Source organism: Sulfurimonas sp. HSL-1656 (assembly GCF_039645585.1).
Classification (GTDB): domain Bacteria; phylum Campylobacterota; class Campylobacteria; order Campylobacterales; family Sulfurimonadaceae; genus Thiomicrolovo; species Thiomicrolovo subterrani.
The window spans coordinates 904,440-921,004 of record NZ_CP147915.1; the positions used below are offsets into that span (position 1 = coordinate 904,440).

General features: G+C 58.1%; 20 protein-coding genes. 6 read left to right on the forward strand and 14 right to left on the reverse strand.

Annotated features, from left to right (window positions below):
- Window positions 1–1,359 (forward strand): SLC13 family permease, encoded by a 1,359-nt coding sequence (locus WCX49_RS04570; protein ID WP_345986400.1) that lies wholly within the window; start codon window positions 1–3, stop codon window positions 1,357–1,359.
- Here WCX49_RS04570 and WCX49_RS04575 read toward each other — a convergent pair.
- Window positions 1,356–2,072 (reverse strand): endonuclease/exonuclease/phosphatase family protein, encoded by a 717-nt coding sequence (locus WCX49_RS04575; RefSeq protein WP_345986401.1) that lies wholly within the window; start codon window positions 2,070–2,072, stop codon window positions 1,356–1,358. The genes WCX49_RS04570 and WCX49_RS04575 overlap by 4 nt on opposite strands.
- Window positions 2,073–2,151: 79 nt before the next feature.
- Here WCX49_RS04575 and WCX49_RS04580 point away from each other — a divergent pair, with 79 nt between their 5' ends.
- Window positions 2,152–2,442 carry a Dabb family protein gene (locus WCX49_RS04580; protein ID WP_345986402.1) on the forward strand — a complete coding sequence of 97 codons (291 nt, stop codon included), beginning with the start codon at window positions 2,152–2,154 and terminating at the stop codon, window positions 2,440–2,442.
- A 42-nt stretch (window positions 2,443–2,484) separates the two neighbouring features.
- Here the strand turns inward: WCX49_RS04580 and WCX49_RS04585 are convergent, their stop codons facing one another.
- The 8 genes from WCX49_RS04585 to WCX49_RS04620 form a co-directional block, all read right to left on the reverse strand.
- Window positions 2,485–2,970, reverse strand: a complete 486-nt coding sequence (locus WCX49_RS04585; RefSeq protein WP_345986403.1) for a hypothetical protein — start codon at window positions 2,968–2,970, stop codon at window positions 2,485–2,487.
- A gap of 118 nt (window positions 2,971–3,088) precedes the next feature.
- On the reverse strand, window positions 3,089–3,736 hold the full coding sequence (locus tag WCX49_RS04590; RefSeq protein WP_345986404.1) for a class I SAM-dependent methyltransferase: 648 nt from the start codon (window positions 3,734–3,736) through the stop codon (window positions 3,089–3,091).
- A complete protein-coding gene (locus WCX49_RS04595) occupies window positions 3,733–5,685 on the reverse strand; it encodes an ATP-binding cassette domain-containing protein (RefSeq protein WP_345986405.1) in 1,953 nt (650 codons plus the stop codon). Before WCX49_RS04595 ends, WCX49_RS04590 begins: the two co-directional genes overlap by 4 nt.
- A 159-nt stretch (window positions 5,686–5,844) precedes the next feature.
- Window positions 5,845–6,561 (reverse strand): OmpA family protein, encoded by a 717-nt coding sequence (locus WCX49_RS04600; protein WP_345986406.1) that lies wholly within the window; start codon window positions 6,559–6,561, stop codon window positions 5,845–5,847.
- 60 nt (window positions 6,562–6,621) lie between these two features.
- Window positions 6,622–7,473: an N-acetylmuramoyl-L-alanine amidase gene (locus WCX49_RS04605; RefSeq protein WP_345986407.1), complete on the reverse strand. Its 852-nt coding sequence runs from the start codon at window positions 7,471–7,473 to the stop codon at window positions 6,622–6,624.
- A 3-nt stretch (window positions 7,474–7,476) separates the two neighbouring features.
- On the reverse strand, window positions 7,477–7,983 hold the full coding sequence (locus WCX49_RS04610; RefSeq protein WP_345986408.1) for a hypothetical protein: 507 nt from the start codon (window positions 7,981–7,983) through the stop codon (window positions 7,477–7,479).
- Entirely contained in the window at window positions 7,980–8,303 is a 324-nt protein-coding gene (locus WCX49_RS04615; protein ID WP_345986409.1) for a hypothetical protein, read from the reverse strand. The genes WCX49_RS04610 and WCX49_RS04615 overlap by 4 nt, the downstream gene beginning before the upstream one ends.
- Window positions 8,304–8,474: 171 nt before the next feature.
- Window positions 8,475–8,777 (reverse strand): hypothetical protein, encoded by a 303-nt coding sequence (locus tag WCX49_RS04620; RefSeq protein WP_345986410.1) that lies wholly within the window; start codon window positions 8,775–8,777, stop codon window positions 8,475–8,477.
- 153 nt (window positions 8,778–8,930) lie between these two features.
- Here WCX49_RS04620 and WCX49_RS04625 point away from each other — a divergent pair, with 153 nt between their 5' ends.
- The 4 genes from WCX49_RS04625 (at window position 8,931) to WCX49_RS04640 (ending at window position 11,811) form a co-directional block, all read left to right on the forward strand.
- Entirely contained in the window at window positions 8,931–9,128 is a 198-nt protein-coding gene (locus WCX49_RS04625) for a hypothetical protein (RefSeq protein ID WP_345986411.1), read from the forward strand.
- 75 nt (window positions 9,129–9,203) lie between these two features.
- On the forward strand, window positions 9,204–10,487 hold the full coding sequence (locus WCX49_RS04630) for a M48 family metallopeptidase (protein WP_345986412.1): 1,284 nt from the start codon (window positions 9,204–9,206) through the stop codon (window positions 10,485–10,487).
- On the forward strand, window positions 10,487–11,323 hold the full coding sequence (prmC, locus tag WCX49_RS04635) for a peptide chain release factor N(5)-glutamine methyltransferase (RefSeq protein ID WP_345986413.1): 837 nt from the start codon (window positions 10,487–10,489) through the stop codon (window positions 11,321–11,323). Before WCX49_RS04630 ends, prmC begins: the two co-directional genes overlap by 1 nt.
- A complete protein-coding gene (locus tag WCX49_RS04640) occupies window positions 11,320–11,811 on the forward strand; it encodes a DUF4149 domain-containing protein (protein WP_345986414.1) in 492 nt (163 codons plus the stop codon). Before prmC ends, WCX49_RS04640 begins: the two co-directional genes overlap by 4 nt.
- A 20-nt stretch (window positions 11,812–11,831) precedes the next feature.
- Here the strand turns inward: WCX49_RS04640 and WCX49_RS04645 are convergent, their stop codons facing one another.
- From WCX49_RS04645 to WCX49_RS04665, 5 genes are read right to left on the reverse strand one after another with little or no spacing between them, the layout of a single operon-like run.
- Window positions 11,832–12,221, reverse strand: a complete 390-nt coding sequence (locus WCX49_RS04645; RefSeq protein ID WP_345986415.1) for a DoxX family protein — start codon at window positions 12,219–12,221, stop codon at window positions 11,832–11,834.
- Between the two features lie 9 nt (window positions 12,222–12,230).
- Window positions 12,231–12,521, reverse strand: a complete 291-nt coding sequence (locus WCX49_RS04650; protein ID WP_345986416.1) for a J domain-containing protein — start codon at window positions 12,519–12,521, stop codon at window positions 12,231–12,233.
- A gap of 11 nt (window positions 12,522–12,532) precedes the next feature.
- Complete coding sequence (gene ftsZ, locus WCX49_RS04655; RefSeq protein WP_345986417.1) at window positions 12,533–13,684, reverse strand: cell division protein FtsZ; 1,152 nt, start codon at window positions 13,682–13,684, stop codon at window positions 12,533–12,535.
- Between the two features lie 14 nt (window positions 13,685–13,698).
- On the reverse strand, window positions 13,699–15,066 hold the full coding sequence (gene ftsA / locus WCX49_RS04660; RefSeq protein ID WP_345986418.1) for a cell division protein FtsA: 1,368 nt from the start codon (window positions 15,064–15,066) through the stop codon (window positions 13,699–13,701).
- Window positions 15,063–16,526 (reverse strand): peptidylprolyl isomerase, encoded by a 1,464-nt coding sequence (locus WCX49_RS04665; RefSeq protein ID WP_345986419.1) that lies wholly within the window; start codon window positions 16,524–16,526, stop codon window positions 15,063–15,065. The genes ftsA and WCX49_RS04665 overlap by 4 nt, the downstream gene beginning before the upstream one ends.
- Window positions 16,527–16,565 lie beyond the last annotated feature (39 nt).

Here is a 16,565-nt window from a genome sequence, read left to right on the forward strand (position 1 = left end):
ATGGAGGCGTCGACGGTCAAGATTGTCTGGGCCGTAGGGACGGCACTGCTTTTTTACACTACTGCGCTCCTGCTGCTTTCACCGGTCCAGGCGGCCCTGGTCGGAGTGGTGACGCTGCTGGTGGTGCTCTGGACGAATGAGGGGCTGCCGCTGGGCGTCGTCTCCCTCCTGCCCATTGTCCTCTTTCCCGCACTGCACATCCTGCCGACAAAGGCCACGACCGTCAATTACGCCCACCCTATCATCTACCTCTTCCTGGGGGGCTTTATGCTCGCCATCGCGGTCGAAAAGAGCGGCCTGCATATCTGGATTGCACGGAAGATGCTGGGGATCTTCCCGGCGACGGGGCGGGGGATCATCATCTCCCTGGCGCTGACCTCGGGGGTGATGAGCTCGATCCTCTCCAATACGACGACGGCCCTGCTGCTGATGACCATTGCGCTTTTCCTCTCCGACGATCCGCGGCTGAAGATGCGCTTCACGCTGGCCATCGCCTACGGCGCCAGCATCGGGGGGATCCTGACGCCGATCGGCACCCCGCCGAACCTGATCCTGCTGGGCGTCATGGAAGAGCACGGCATGGCGATGATCCCCTTTGTACAGTGGATGTGGATGGTCGCCCCCCTGGCCCTCGTCATGGTTATCATCATCTCCCTGGTCCTGGCGCTGGGGATCCGGGACGTCCGCCTGGAACTCCCGGAGGTGGAGAAGCCGCTGACGCCGGAGCAGAAGAAGGTCCTTGCGCTGCTGGGCGGACTCGTGGTACTGCTGCTCGTGAATGCCCCCATTCGTCCCTGGTGGGAGGGGCTGGGCATGAGCGAACCGGTGATTCTGCTCAGTGCGGGTCTGCTGCTCTTCGCACCCCCGTTCAACCTGCTGGTCTGGCAGGAGGACAAGGCGAAGATCCCTTACCGAATCATGTTCCTGTTCGGGGCGGGGTTTGCCATCGCCAAGGCCTTCTCCGAAACGGGCCTGGCGGGAAGGGTGGCGGAGTATCTTGTCGACTACAGCTACCTGGCACCGCTCTACCTCATGTTGATCGTTGCGGCGCTGATCACCTTTACGACGGAGATCACCTCCAATACGGCACTGATCTCCATCATGCTGCCGGTCATCTACGCGGTGACGCAGCAGACGGGGCTGGATGCGACCCTTTTCATGATGGTCGCGACAATCTGTTCGAGCTACGCGTTCATGCTGCCCATCGCGACTCCGCCCAATGCCATCGCGATGTCCAGCGGGGTCATCCCGATACGGACGATGGCCCTGTACGGCCTTCTGTTCAATCTTGTCGGCATCATACTGATCGTCTTGATCGCCTATCTCTTCTGGCGGCCGGTACTGGGGGTAGTAGGTTAACGCTTGAAAGTGGCCAGGATGGGGTTGTGGTCCGAAACCCGGCCCGTATCCACGGCTTCGGCGGCTAATAGCGTCACATCGCGGTAGTAGAGATGGTCCAGGGGTTTGGAAAAACGCTGCTTGATATGGTGGCCGTTAATGTAGGCGGCGGGCAGGAGCCCGACGGCCGCGGCAAAGTGCTCCAGGTACTCCATCCGTTTGCGGCTCCAGGTATTGAAATCGCCCGTGACGATCAGCGCCCCCGTTCGCTGCTGCAGTACGACGCGCAGCCGCTCGATCTCTTCAACGAAGACGGCGGCGGAGACGAAATTGATGGCGTGAAGGTTGACGGCCGTGAGTTCGCCCCCGTCTTCAAAAGGGTGGGTCGTAATGAGCATGCTTTTGCGGGTGGCGATGTGCATCTCGCGGCGGTTGGTTTTGAGGCCGACGGTATCGTGAATAGGACAGCGGGCCGCGGTCAGAACACCGTATTGGCGGTGGCGGAGGTCGATGTTAATGGCGGCGGAGACGTTGTAGCCCGGAAAATGGTCCGCCGTGCGTGCATCGAGGACGGCCTCCTGGAAAAGGATCAGTTCGGGACTGCCGGTGGCCAGGAGCGACTGGAGCGTTTTGTCAAAGGGGGGACGCCCCATCTCTTTGTGGACGTTCCAGCTCAGCAGTGAAAAGGTATCCGGCAGGGGGCTGCCCGCCGCTTCCGATCGGTAGTGTCGCATAATTCAATCATAACCTACATAGGTTAAAATGGCATCAAAAATATGCCCGTTACTGCGGGAAAAACAGAGGAGAAAAAAGATGATCGTCCATATCGTCATGTTTGCATTCAAAGCGGAGAATAAAGCGGCGAACGTCGCCAAAGCCAAGGCGATGCTCGAAGCGCTTACGGAGAAGATCGAACCGCTGCTCAGCATGGAAGTCGGCGTGGATTTCAGCGGCAGCGAGCGGGCGATGGACCTGGTCCTGACGTCGACGTTTGAAACGAAAGAGGGGCTCTCTATCTATGCGACGCATCCGGCGCATCTGGAAGTCGTGGCGTTTATCAAGGAAGTGACGGAGATGTCAAAGGTGGTCGATTACGTCCGCTAAGGGGAGGTGGTGCAGCCGGCCGGAGTTGCTCCGGCCGGCGTGTCAGTTACACTCGTTCAGAGACGGGTTCTGGAAGAGCTGGTTGATGTTCTCTTCGATGAAGCGGTAATCGACACCGTCGATGTGGAACCCTGCTTTCTTGATCTCGATACACTTGACGTTTGTTTTGGACCATTTTCCGCCCAGGACGCCTTTCTGGCTGCTTTTGTCGGGGGCAACGCGTTCATAGTCGTCGGCCCAGAGGGTGACGGTCTTGCCGTCCTCGGTGATGCCCTCTACGTAGAAAGTGGCCATATCCACCGGCTTGGGTGACGCGTTGACGAAGTAGACGACCGGCCGGCTGTCGCCCTTGTCATCGGTTTCGACGTCGACATCGTAGATGACGACCGGCATCTTCATCTTTTTCGCGCTTTCCAAATCCACATGGCTCGGTACCAGCACATTCGTCAACGTGTTCAGTTTGGCACAGCCGGTCATAAGGGCTGCAGCCGCAACTGAAGAAATAAGAAACGCAAATCCTCTTCGCATAAAGCTATCCTCCTAAAGATATTAGGATTGATTATATCGGATGGCTGCCTTAAATGACCATGAAGATATAATAATTTATTAAATTGTCTTTTGGATGTGATAGTTTTATGATGCCCGCTTACGGGCGTTTCGAGAGCAGTGCCGTTTTTTTGTTGTCGTGGAAAATGAACTCCATATTCAGCAGTTCCGCAGCCGTTTCGAAGCTTCTCGGTGTGAAAAAAACAAGGTGTGTCGGATCGCGGCGGTACCACCAGTTCTGGTAGAACGCTTCGCTGTTTTGGTGGAACTGCGTCATCAGCGCGAGGGTGCCTCCCGGCACCAGATGCGCTTTGAGCTCCGCCAGGGTCTGCATCGGGTCGGCAATGTGCTCGATCACCTCGGTCGCAGTGATCAGGTCGAAACGCGCCTCCGGCGCAGGGGCTTCCGGCGCGAAAAATTTGTCGTAGATCGTCACCTCGAATCCGCGGCGGCGAAGCAGCTCGGCCAGTACCGGTGTCGGGCCGGAACCGAAATCGAGCACATTCTCAACAGGGTGGCCGGTGTGTGCAAGGGTGGCATCGATGAACTGTTCGAACATCGCGACATACCCTTCGTTCTCGAGCGAGTTGTGATGCTCGTTGTACTTTTTCAGTTCCTGCGTTTGCGTGGGGTGGGCGGCTTCCTCTTTGAAGATCAGCTCGCAGCGGGGGCAGTGGTAGGCAAGGTGCTCCAGCTGCCGGTCGCGGAAGGAGGACGAGGGGGTCTGGCAGAGGGGACACGCTCTCATTGCCCTTCGATCTGCTCCGCTTTTTCCTCGATGGTGAGGAGCTCGTCGACTTTCGCTTCGTAGTCGGCTTCGAGGGCTTCGAGCTCTTTGGCCAGGACGGAGATCCCTTTCTCGGCGTAGCACTTCGGGTCGGCGAGACAGGCATTGAGCTGTTCGATCTTCGCCTCCAGCGCTTCGATCTCGCCGGGCAGGGACTCGAGGGCCATCTTCTCCTTGTAGGTGAGGCGCAGCGGTTTCTCTTTTTTCGGTTTCTCCTGCACGGCCGGTTTGGCGGTTGCCGTTTCGGCATCGCGCTCCATCGCCTCCATTTCGCGGAACTCTTTCTCCTGTTCGAGGTAGTCGCTGTAGAGCTGGTAGCGCTCCTCGACCTCGCCGTTGCCTTTGAAGACAAAGAGCTTCTTGGCGATCTTGTCGACGAAGTAACGGTCGTGGCTGACGAGGATCACCGCGCCGGGGAAGGCCTGCAGCTTCTCTTCGAGGATGTTGATGGTCGGAATATCGAGGTCGTTGGTCGGTTCGTCGAGGATAAGGCAGTCGACCTTCTTCGTAAAGAGCAGGGCGAGTGCCACACGGTTCTTCTCGCCGCCGCTGAGAATCCCGATCTTCTTGTCGAGGAATTCGCGCGGGAAGAGGAAGTTCTTGAGGTAGCCGTAGACGTGCATGTTCCTGCCCTGGACCTCGACCCGGTCGCCGCCGTGGGGGCAGAAGGTCTCTATGAGGTTCTTCTCGTCATCGAGCATTTCGCGGTGCTGGTCGAAGTAGCCGATGGAGAACTCCCCCTGCTTGATCTTGCCCGCCGTCGGCTTGAGGCGTCCCAGCAGCGCTTTGAGCAGGGTCGACTTCCCGCTGCCGTTGGGGCCGACGACGGCGATGACGTCTTTTTGAAGGATGCGCGTCGAGAAATCTTTGATGAGCATTTTGCTGCCCAGGGTGATGTCGAGGTGTTCGATCTCGAAGAGCATCTTCTGTTTGTTGACGCTTTTGTCACGGTTGAAGTGCTTCGCTTCGCGGTCGAGTTCGACTTTCATCTTTCGGATCTGCGCCGGGTTCGTCTTTGCCTGCTCGCGCAGGTTCATCAGCCTCTCCTTGCGCCCCTCGTTGCGTTTGAGGCGGGCACGCACGCCGCGGGAATACCACTCGTTCTCTGAGCGCAGCAGGCGCAGGAGGTTGTCGTGCTGCTTCTGCATGGTGCGCAGCAGCTCCTCTTTTTGCGTCAGGTAGCTGCTGTAGCCCCCTTTGAACTCCCGCAAAGCGGCATCCTCGACCTCGACGGTCTTGGTCGCGATCTGGTCGATGAAGTAACGGTCGTGCGAGATGAAGACGAGGGTGAACTTCTCTTTGAGAATAAGCTCTTCGAGGAACTCGACCATATAGACGTCGAGGTGGTTGGTCGGTTCGTCGAGCAGCAGGACATCTGGCTTCTGCAGCAGCAGCGACGCCAGCGCGACCCGGCGCTGTTCACCACCGCTGAGCAGGTTGACGTTCTTCTCTTCGTACATCTTCAGCTGGAAGTGCTGCAGCACCCGCTCGATCTTGTCGTCGAGGTTCCAGGCGCTGTGGTGGTCGAGGTAGGCGGAGAGCTCCGTGTGTTCCTTGATGAGCTGCGGGTCGTCGAACTTCTCGCCCATCTGCGCCGAAAGGGCGTCGAAACGCGCCAGCGCCTGCTTGAGTTCGACGAGGCCGTGCTCGATCGCCTCTCGCACGCTGTGCCCCTGCTCGAAATGCGGTACCTGGGCGAGCATCTTCACCTGCAGGTTCTGGCGGATGATGCGCTCCCCCTCGTCGTACTCCAGCATGCCGCCGACGATTTTCATCAGCGTCGATTTGCCGCTCCCGTTCTTGCCGACGATAACGACGCGTTCTCCCTCGTCGACGTGGAAATCGACGTTCTCGAGGATTTTTTGCGCTTCGTAGTTTTTAGAGATGCCGTGCAGATCGATGAGGGCCATGATGCTCTTTTTTTCTGCGTATTTTACTATAACGGGTTGAAAGTCAGGTGTCGGGGGATAATGCTCTCGCGTGTGGTGAGGTGAAAGTGGGCAGGGTTTGAATGGAAATCCCCTTATACGGTGCCGGTACGCCGCCTGATGCAGGCGTTACCGGAAAGCCTAGAGGCACTGGTCGACGACGTTTTCCTGTGTCTGGTAGAGGAAGATCTCGACGCGGCGGTTCTGGGCCATATTGGCTTCGCTGTTGTTGGGGACCAGCGGTTTGTCGAAGGAGCAGCCGCGGGCATAGACGGCGTTGGAGAGCCCCTGGTTGACCATGGCCGTGGCGACGGTGCGTGCACGGCGTTCGGAGAGCTGGAGGTTGTAGTCATAGGAACCGCGCGGATCGGTATGCCCGACGACCTGGACGATGGAACTGGGGTACTTTTTCAGCGCCGTCGTCAGCTGGTCGATCTTCGTGAGCGCCATCGGCGTCGGGTTGTCAGAGTTTGTCGGGAACATCATAGCGCTCTTGAAGGTGACTTTGACAAATTTCTCATGCTGGGTGACGATGATATTGTCCGCACCGACGTCACTCTGGCTGACCGTGGTATTGAGAGACTTGGCGACGTCTTTGGCCTGCTGGTCCATCGCATAGCCGATCCCCCCGCCGGCGGCTGCGCCGACCGCGGCACCGATGAGCGCGCCCTGGCCTTTGTTCTTGCCGCCGAGAAGCAGGCCGCCGACCGCGCCGACCGCTGCGCCGATCAGTGCCCCTTTTTTCGTCTTGTCGTATTCATCCGTCTGTGTACCATCTGCATTGGGCTGTGTACCTGCACAGCCGCCGATCAGTGCGGCAGCGAGGATGAGTGAAAGGGATTTGGTTTGAAATGTCATTGATTATACTCCTAAACTAGATGGCTTATTGTATCAAGAAAATGTCTCTATTTCGTGATATTAGCCGACGGGCGTATCGGTCTGAAGGTAGTCGCCGTGCACCCACCCCTCGCGGCAGATGCGGACCTTTTGCCACACCCCGTTGCGTTCGACCAGTTCGACCCGGGTCCCTTTCTCGATCGGATCGCCTGCGAGCGGGGCGCTTCCCGAGGGTTGGGCCCGGACGTTTAGGAGGCTGGCGGTGACCGTCGCATCGGCTGTTTCATCCTCCGCTATCCCGGTATCGGCATGGCGCCCCGTCAGGATTCTGTCGCGCAGGCGATCCAGGGGGAAGGCTGGCCCCGGGTCTATCTTGCGGCCGGGGGCGATCTCTTCATGGCCGACGATAGTGCGGATGCCGTAGCTGTTTTTCAGAATCCGGCACACCTCAAAACAGGCCTCGATCTGTTCGGCAGTATAGGTGTGCCAGTAGGAGGGGACCGTCTGGTTCCGGTGGATGGCCTGGATGACCTCCGCGTCTTCGTAGCGTCTGCCGAACCAGGCGAGGTAGCCGCCGCCGGAGGGGGTGAGCTCGCCGGCGTTGACGAGCTCGATCCCGATGGCATAGCGGTTGAGACTGCTGCGCTCCTGCCAGCGGCTCGTACCGGCATGCCAGGCGATGCGGCCGAAATCGACCATCTGGACAATGCTGCCGTCGCGGTCGATGATCAGGTGCGCGGATGACTCAATATCAGGGTTTTTGAACGTGTTGACGGCCGAGGAGAGGGTGGGCCCCGCCGTAAAATGAATGACGATAGTGTCAGGCTCCCCTGTATCAAAAGGACCGCTGTCTTTGTGCTCGCAGGGATCGAAGAGGACCTCTTTGTCAAAAAGTGCGCCGGTCAGTCTGTTGCTTGCTATAGTGAGTGCCATGATCTATCCTCTTGTTCTGGATTGGGGGTCCGGTGCATTACCGGACTCGTTGCTGCCGTTACCGGCTTGGGAAAGCGTATTTGCTTTTTCTTTCTCCTGAAGCGAACGGAAAAGGTAGCCGGCGATGGCACCGAGGACACCGATCGCGGCCGTGAGCTGTTCATTGGTCTCGACGACCAGGACGAGAATGATCGTGCCGAAGATGATGATGTTCAGCCCGGCCAGGTGGATGATGTCGCTCGTATCGTACTCCTTGTGCCGGAGGAACATGAATGAGACGGTGAACATTACGACGGACAGAAGGGAGAGCGCAAGGACATAGTAACGTTCATTCTCCATCTTGAGGATGATCAGGTCCGCCTGGGTTTTGAGGTATTCGTTGTCGGTTGGTGCGGGCTGGATCTGCTGCTGTTCAGCCTGCTGCGGCGAGTAGGCGGGGAAAGTGTCCTCACCGAGGGCATGGCAAGCAAGGCCCAATGTCAGAAAAAGAACAATCAAAATGCGTGTCACGGTTCTCTCCTTTCCCAGTAACGGATGATGCCGTCGTAATAATCGGCTTCATCGTAGCGTCTTGCCTGCAGGGCGCTTGCGCGCAGTTCCCGCATCCGCGTTATCCATGCCTGCTGGGTGGCAGGATCCTGCCGGTTGAGTCGTGCGATGGCGTCACGCTGCTGCTGCGTCAGTCCGTCGCTGCGCTGGGGGGGAGCATACTGCTGCACATTCGTACTGCCGGGAGCATTGAGCGGGACATTGTATTTATTCAATGCGGCGCTCCAGAGGACACTGGGGGGCAGAATAAGGGCCGTCAGAATAAGAAAGAACGTTTTCATGTCACCTCCTTTCGGACAAGGGAGTGTTCCGAGCCATTCTGTGAAATAGATAGAAACAGTTTATATTACAACAGAACAGATAAATCTAAAAAATAAGGAAAGCGCGGAAGGGTGATGCACCGCAATAGCCGTTGAAACGCGGCCGAAAATGAATAGTGAGGGAGGGAAACGTCAGAGATCGCAGAGCATGCGCCGGACGATGAACCATTTGGCGATGGCCTGGTCCGTGTACTGATACTCCTGCTGGGCGTGGGGGATGGAGATGTTGCGGATCTTGGCACGGAGGATGCCGAAGGCCACGAAGCCGAACAGCAGCGCCGCAACGGCGTAGAACCAGTCATAGAAAAACCAGGCCGCCACGGCGAGGAGATAGGTGCCGTAGGAGAAAAGCCACCCCAGCAGCAGTGCCGCGGCGCGGCAGAAGGGTTTGGTCGGTTCGGGTGTCGGTTCGAGCAGCGGGATATCGGTTTTCATGGCATGATTATAGCCATTTGGGTGCGCGAAGATAAAGTGACGATAAAATAAATTAAAAAATCGACTTAAATCGTCAGATTAATCTGCAAACCGTTTGGCAGCGTCATGAAGAATAAGTATGATTTTGACAAATAAAAATTAAAAGGATAGGTTATGAATGAGCCGACACTGCAGAGCATTGGCGATTACAACGGTCTTAAAGGCGAGAAGAAATGGGTGGTCCGGGCGGTGCTGCTTTCAGGCCTGTTGCTGGGGGCACTCTACGTTATCGTGTCGAACAGCTATGTCGGTGATGTGCATGACCGGCTGCCGGTCAGTGACGGCATCTCCGCCGTTCCCTTCAACCGCTGAACTTCTTTGCCCTTCGCTGACCCGTTTTAGGGTCGCGATGCTACAATTACCGACATACTCTCATAAGGTTTCTTCATGGTGACAGCTCTGATGGTTATGATCAGCCTCTATTTTATCGTCAAACTCTATATCAGCGTGATGCAGGTCGGTTTCATCAACCGTGCCAAGCGGATGGCTCCGGTGATGATGGGAAGTGCGGATTATCTAAAGGCCGGCAATTACGCCGTGGCCAAAGAGAAGCTGCAGATGACGGGGATGCTGATCGAATATATCATGTTCCTCGTCTGGCTCGACGGCGGGATCCGCTGGCTGGAGAGCATGACCGGGGGGATGGACGAACCGGTGAAAAGCATTAGCATGGTGCTGGCGTTTCTGCTGATCAACACGCTGGTGGAGCTGCCGCTGTCGCTCTACGAGAAATTCGTACTCGATGCGAAATTCGGATTCAACCGTACGTCTGTCGGTCTCTACATCAAGGACACGCTGATTACGTTGACACTGGTTGCACTGCTGGGCGGTGCGGTCATCTGGGGTGTGACGGCGATCATCGCGTCGGCGGCGCTGTGGTGGTTTTGGGCCTTCCTTTTCCTGTTTGCCGTCGTCGTTGCACTCAATATGCTTTTCCCGACGCTTCGGGCGCTCTTTTTCGACAAGCTGACGCCCCTGGACGACGAGACACTGGCGGGTGAGATCGATACGCTGATGCAGAAGACCGGCTTTGTCAGCAGTGGCGTCTTTGTCAGCGACGCCAGCAAACGGGACACCAGGCTCAACGCCTATTTCGGCGGCCTGGGCAAGAGCAAGCGCGTCGTCCTCTACGACACGCTGCTCGAAAAACTCGAAGAGCGCGAACTCCTGGCGGTTCTCGGGCATGAACTGGGACACTTTGCCCACGGCGACCTCTACAAGAACATCGGGATCGTCGGGGGGATGCTCTTTTTCATGCTCGCCCTCTTCGGGAACCTGCCCGAATCGCTCTTTATGCATCTGGGGGTCGGCAATACACCTGCTGTGACCGTCATCCTGTTTCTGCTTTTCATGCCGCTGGTCAGTTTCTTTATCATGCCGCTCATGGGCCTGATCAGTCGCCACAACGAGTACGAGGCGGACCGCAGCGGGGGCGAACTCGTCGGCAAGCTCTACCTGGCCAACGCCCTGCGCAAACTGGTGACGGAGAACCGCTCCTTCCCCCTTTCGCATCCGCTCTATATTTTCTTCTACTATACCCATCCGCCGGTGATCGAACGCCTGCGGGCCCTCGGATTCGAGGAGCGGGGGAGCGGTAAGGGGGCATTGCGCTCCGACTGCGACGCCGACAGCGTCGAGCGTGAGCTCGATGACGAAGGGGTACGCTCCTGATGGGTGGGCATGTCCGTCCGCTGCGCGAATGCCTCGATATCATCGCCGCCGAAATCGCCGTGAGCGCGGAGCGCCCGCGGCGGGAGGCGGAACGGATGCTGATGGAATACCTGGAGCGTGACGGCCTCTGGCTGATCACCCACCAGGACGAACCGGTCTCCTGCGACGAGCGGCTCTGGGAGTGGGTGGCACGGCGCAAGGCGCATGAGCCGCTGGAATACATTTTCAAGCGCGTCAGTTTCTATTCACAGCTCTTCTATATCGCTCCGGGTGCGCTGATCCCGCGCCCGGAGACGGAACTTCTGATCGACCGTGTCCTCGGAACAGTCGAGCGCGAGGGAAATTTCACGCTCTGCGAGGTCGGGGTCGGCAGCGGCGCGGTCAGCGTGACCCTGGCGCTCCACCTGGAGCATGCGACGATGATCGGCGTCGATATCAGCGAGGATGCCCTGGGGGTTGCGGGCAAAAACATCGCGGACTTCGGGCTTGAAGCGCGGATCGACCTGCGTCAGAGTGACCTGCTTGCAAATGTGCCGGAAACGGTTGACGTCCTGGTTTCCAATCCCCCCTACGTGGCTGCCGACGCGGCACTTGAACGCAACCTTGATTATGAACCCGACCTGGCCCTTTTCGGCGGCGTGACGGGGATGGACATCATCGTCCGCCTGATCGATGCGGTCGCCGAAAGGCAGATTCCGCTCTTTTGCTGCGAAATGGGTTACGACCAGCGCGAGGCAGTCTCTGCCATCGTCCCGGATGGGTATGGGGTTGAATTCTACAAGGACCTTGCGGGGCTTGACCGCGGGTTTGTCATGACACGAAAGGATGATAGATGAATACAAAACAGTTAAGCGTCACGCTTTACCTGCTCGCCGTGGCGGCCACGCTCGGTGCGGTGCTGATCCTGGGCATCGTGGTCGCCCCGGTGATCTTCCACTCGGCGGCGGTCCTGCCGAACGATCTGCTGAGCCGCTATGAAGAGGGAATGTTGATGGGGGAGATTTTCCGCCGTTTCAGTTACTGGGCCTACGTGATGGCTGTTATCATGCTCGTTTTTGAAGGAAACGAGTACCGCCGCCAACGCCGTGACAAGTGGGCCATCATGAGCGCGCTGCTCGGGGTGGCGACACTGCTGATGTTCGCCGCAGTCTATGTACCGATGATCCTTGCCATGCAGGCGGAGGGGGCCGATGCCACGGCCAGCGAAGCTTTCGCGTCACTGCACAGTGCCAGCGAATTCGATTTCAAACTGCTGGCGGTCGCACTCATCGTGCTCTTTGTCCGCCGGATGCAGCTGATGTTTCTGCCAGCCGCCGGGCGCTAATATAAGAGGATACCGCCCCGTTAGGAGCGGTTGATGCCGTAACGCCCCGGCCCGGAGAAGAAGAGGGCCAGTGCGGCAAAAAGATAGAGCAGGGCCATTTCGCTGACCGGACCGCCTGTTTTGGTGAGCTGCAGCGGGAAGAGCCCGCCGAGAAGGGCCACGGCCACTATCATATTCACAGCCATCAGCGCCGCGCCGATCCGCGCATAGAATCCCAGAATGATCATCACCGGGGCGATCACTTCGCCGACAAAGACACCGTAACCGAGCCAGCCCGGCACTCCGTGCGCCTGCAGCATCCCCTGAATGTGGGAGATGCCGTGCAGCAGTTTGTGGACACCGTGGAACAGCATCAGGATGCCGATAGAGAGGCGCAGCAGCAACCGGGCAAGATCATCGTTTCTGAACATAGAGTCTCCTTAGCGTCCGCCGAACTTCTGTTCCCACCACTCCTGGGGGGTGAGGCAGGTCTCTTTGAGGTAGGGTTCGTCCAGGCGGTATTCATAATGTTTGACAAATTCGAGCAGCGTTTTGTAGGCGTCGTTGATCCGTGCACTCATGGCGTTGGCCGTGTCGGGGTCGTCGGCGTGTTTGTCAGGGTGCCAGCGGTGCATCATGTTCTTATAGCGTGTTTTGATTTCGGACAGGGTCGCTTTGTCGTGAAGGCCAAGCAGGGTCTTGGCCTTCAGAACGCTCTCATAGGGGGGCATAGGGAAGGGCGTCAGTCTTTTTGCTGGCGCATATAGGTCGGTACGTCGAGGTAATCGTCGCTCAGGTCACCGCCGACGACCATTCTCGGGCGCGTCACGGTACGGCCGGCGGCAGGGGCCTCCTGTGCCGGTGTTTCATAAGTGTCGTTATTGACGGAGGGTGCTTTTTTCGCCGTCTCTTCATGGTCGAAACCGGTGGCAACGAGGGTGATCTTGATGTAGTCGATCGCCAGGGTCGCATCCGTCGTGGTCCCGAAGATGACATCGGCATTCTCGTCCGCGCTCTCCTCGACGACACCCATCGCTTCACCGATGGCGACCATCGGGAAGTCGGGGTGCATCGTAAAGTGGACGAGGACGCCCATGGCGCCGTTGATGCTCATGTTGTCGAGCAGCGGTGACTCGATCGCCGCGCGGATCGCTTCATAAGCGGCATTATCGCCCTGGTACTCCCCGACGCCCATCAGGGCCATCCCGTGGTGGCACATGACGGTTTTAAGGTCGGCGAAGTCGAGGTTGATGTCGTTGTCACCGGAGGAGAGGATGACCCCGGACGTCCCGCTGACAGCCTGCGCGAGAATGCTGTCGACGATCTTGAAGGACTCTTTCAGCCCCAGGTTCTTATCGATGATGGAAAGGAGCTTGTCATTGGGGATGACGACGATGGAGTCGCTCTCTTTTTTCAGTTCGGCCAGACCCTGCTCGGCGAGCTTGAGACGTTTGCGCCCTTCGAACGCGAAAGGCTTGGTGACGACGGAGATCGTCAGTGCACCGAGGTCACGTGCGATCTGGGCAATGACCGGGGCCGCACCGGTACCGGTACCCCCGCCGAGACCGGCAGCGATAAAGACGATATCGGCCCCCTCGATGGCGGCGCGGATATCGTCATAGTTCTCGATGGCGGAATCTTTGCCGACGCTCGGTTTCATCCCGGCGCCGAGCCCCTTCGTCAGACGGCTTCCCATCTGGATTTTGACCGGTGCAAAAGAGGTCTGAAGCACTTGTGCGTCGGTATTGGCGACGACCATCTCGATGCCGTCAACCCCCTCGTTGATCATATGACCGATCATATTGCCGCCGCCGCCGCCGACGCCGATGGCAACGATACGCGCACCGTTGTTGGCCGTCGTCTCTTCGATTTTGAACATATTGTCAGATCCCATCTGTCACTCCCCTGTTAAAATAACTGTGTAATCCAGTTCCAAAACTTGCTGCCGATGCCGGCTGCTTTTTCCGCACCCTTCTTCGTATCGAAGGATTTGATTCTGATCGTACCGGCTTCCTCGGAGGGGGGCAGCGGAATCTCTTCCTCTGCGGGCTCCTGAACGGAAGGTTCGGTCAGATCCGGTTTCTCCAGCGGCTCCTCGCTGCGGTAGCGCACCTGCCGGTTGACGTCGATTTCGTAAGGCGCGTAGCCTCCCGCCGCGTATTTGACAAGACCGACCGCCGTGGCAGTTGCCGGGTCTTTGAGGGCTTCAAAAAGCCCGTCGACGTTGCTCGGTTTGGCCAGGCGTACCGGGACGTTGTCAAAGATTGCGACGGCAAGATCACGGAGACCGTCGAGCTTGGTAAAGCCGCCTGTGAGGACAACTCCGGCACCCAGCTGATCCTTGAGGTTGCTTTTGTCAATGGACTGGGCGAGGATCATCAGCGTCTCTTCGACCCGGGCGTAGATGACGTTGTGCACGACCCCCAGGGAGACCTCATGGGTGGACTCTTCGTCCCCGATAATGGGGAGCTCGATCAGGTCGTCGCTCGGGGTGCTCAGCGAGCCGAACTTGATCTTCACGTTCTCGGCGACGTTGAGCGGCGTGTGCAGCGCCATGGAGAGGTCGCTGGTGATGTGGTGCGAACCTACTCCCAGAAAATCGTTGTAGCGGATGGCGGTACCGGAGTGGATCACGGTGTCGCAGGTATGCCCGCCCATGTCGATCACGGCTGCACCGAGCTCTTTCTCATCCTCGTTGAGCACGGCGATGGCAGAGGCGTAGCCGCTGAGTACGACGGTATCGACCTCGACCCCTGCGCCGCGTACGGCTTTTTTGAGGTTGTTCAGGTTGGACTTCTGCGTCGTGATGATGTGCGTCTCGACCTCAAGGCGCGACGCATTCATCCCCAGCGGGTCCTCGATGAACTCCTGGTCGTCGACGATGAAGTTGTACGGCAGCGTATGCAGTACCTCGTACTCGTTGGGGATGTTGGCGTTGTAGAGCGACGTGTGCATGACACGGCTGATCTCTTTGAACGTGATCTCGCGGTTGGGAATATTGACGATCCCGCTGGAGTTCAGGCTCTTGGTGTAGGCGCCGGAGATGGAGACGATGGCCCGTTTGATTTCGGTGCCGGCGACGCGTCTTGCATCTGCCAGGGCGGCCTTGATCGCTTTGGAAGCGAGCTCGATATTGGTGATGGAGCCCTTTTTGATCCCCTGGGAGCGGACGATGCCGGCCCCCGAGATCTGGATCGCCCCGTCAGGGGAGATGTCCGCGATGATGGCGCAGATCTTGCTGGAGCCGATATCGATCGCGAGGACGCTTTTTTTCACTGCCCGAATCCTTTGAGGAAGATCTGTGTTTCATACCGCTCGGCAAGGGTGGCAATCAGGGACTGGCTGAGAAGGGTCTCTTTGACCTGGGCAACGGCCTCGGTCTCATTGGGCGCGCTTGCAGGGTCGATCTTCTGGTCGACGATGCGGTAGAGCACGATTTTGCCCGAAGAGAGTTGCGCCATGTTTTCGGCTTTGTTCGAGCGGAAGAGGCTGGCGAGCAGTGCCTGTGTCTCCTGTTCGTTCAGGCCTTCGACACCGGCCGTTGCATCACGCTTGAGGTAGCCCTCTGTCGTCGTGCCGCGGAAAGACGCGAGTGAGGACTGTGCCAGTTCCATCAGTTTCTGGCCGCGCATCTGGCTGGTGTAGGCGGCGAGGAGTTCCGCTTTGGCTGCTTCGAAGGTTTTCGGCATCGGCGCGATGGTCTCGAGGCGTTTGATGACCACGTAGGCGCCGTGCTCTTTTTTCGGTTTGAGGTAGGGGCTGGCTGCATCGGCGGCGGCGATGGCCTGCACCGTCTCGGCGCTGAAGCTGCCGTCGCCTTCGCGGACGGTCGTTTCGACGATCTTGACGCCGGCGTCGAGTTTCTCTTTTTTGAAGGCGATGTAGGTTTTCAGGGCCTCTTTGTTGGTCGCCTTGTCATTGAGGGCAGCGGTGACGGCGCTCTTGGCGTTTTCAAAGGCCATGATCTTGCCGTCCGGTCCTACGAAGTCGTATTTGTGTGCGTCGTAGTATGCCTGCAGCTCTTCGTCACCTGCACCGGCATCAACCGCATCCTGGGTAATGTAGGCGATCTTGAACGCACGCGGTGTCATGTAGTCGTTTTTGTGGCTCTCCCAGAACGCTTTGAGTGCGGCGTCGGAGGTGTCGATGTTGACCATGGCACCGTCAAGCACTTTGTACTCGAACTTGTCGGCAATGCCGAGGGCGGTTTCGAATGCCGTCTTTTCGACACCGTTCGCCGTCGCCGGGAAAAGGGCGAAGAGTTTCTGGATCAGCAGCGCGCGGCGGATATCCGCTTCGTAGTCGACCGGGGTCAAACGGTTCTGTTTGAGCACCTTCTGGTAGAGCTCTTTGCTGAAGACCCCGTTCTCGATGAAGGCCTGCTGGGACTGCAGTACCGCGGCCACCTCTTTGTCGGTCGCTTCGAGGTTATAGCTGTTAGCCAGGTTGACGAGCAGGGCCTGGTTGACGAGCTGCTGTAACGCCTGTTTGTCCAGGCCGAGCTTTTTAGCCTGCTCTTCGTCGAACTGGCCCTGGAAGATCTGGCTGTAGCGGTTGAAAAGCTGTGCGTAGGTCTTTTGGAGTTCCCGGCTGGTGATGCTGACGTCACCGACTTTGGCCACGGCCCCCGATTTGTCGCCGTAGCTGTACTGCCCCCATCCGACAAATCCCGCCCCGATAAACGCGATCGTTGAGATCCAGATCGTAATGACGAGGTATTTTCGGTGTCGTTGCATCCATGTAATCATCTGTGTCGTTTGCCTTCTTGCGTCGTA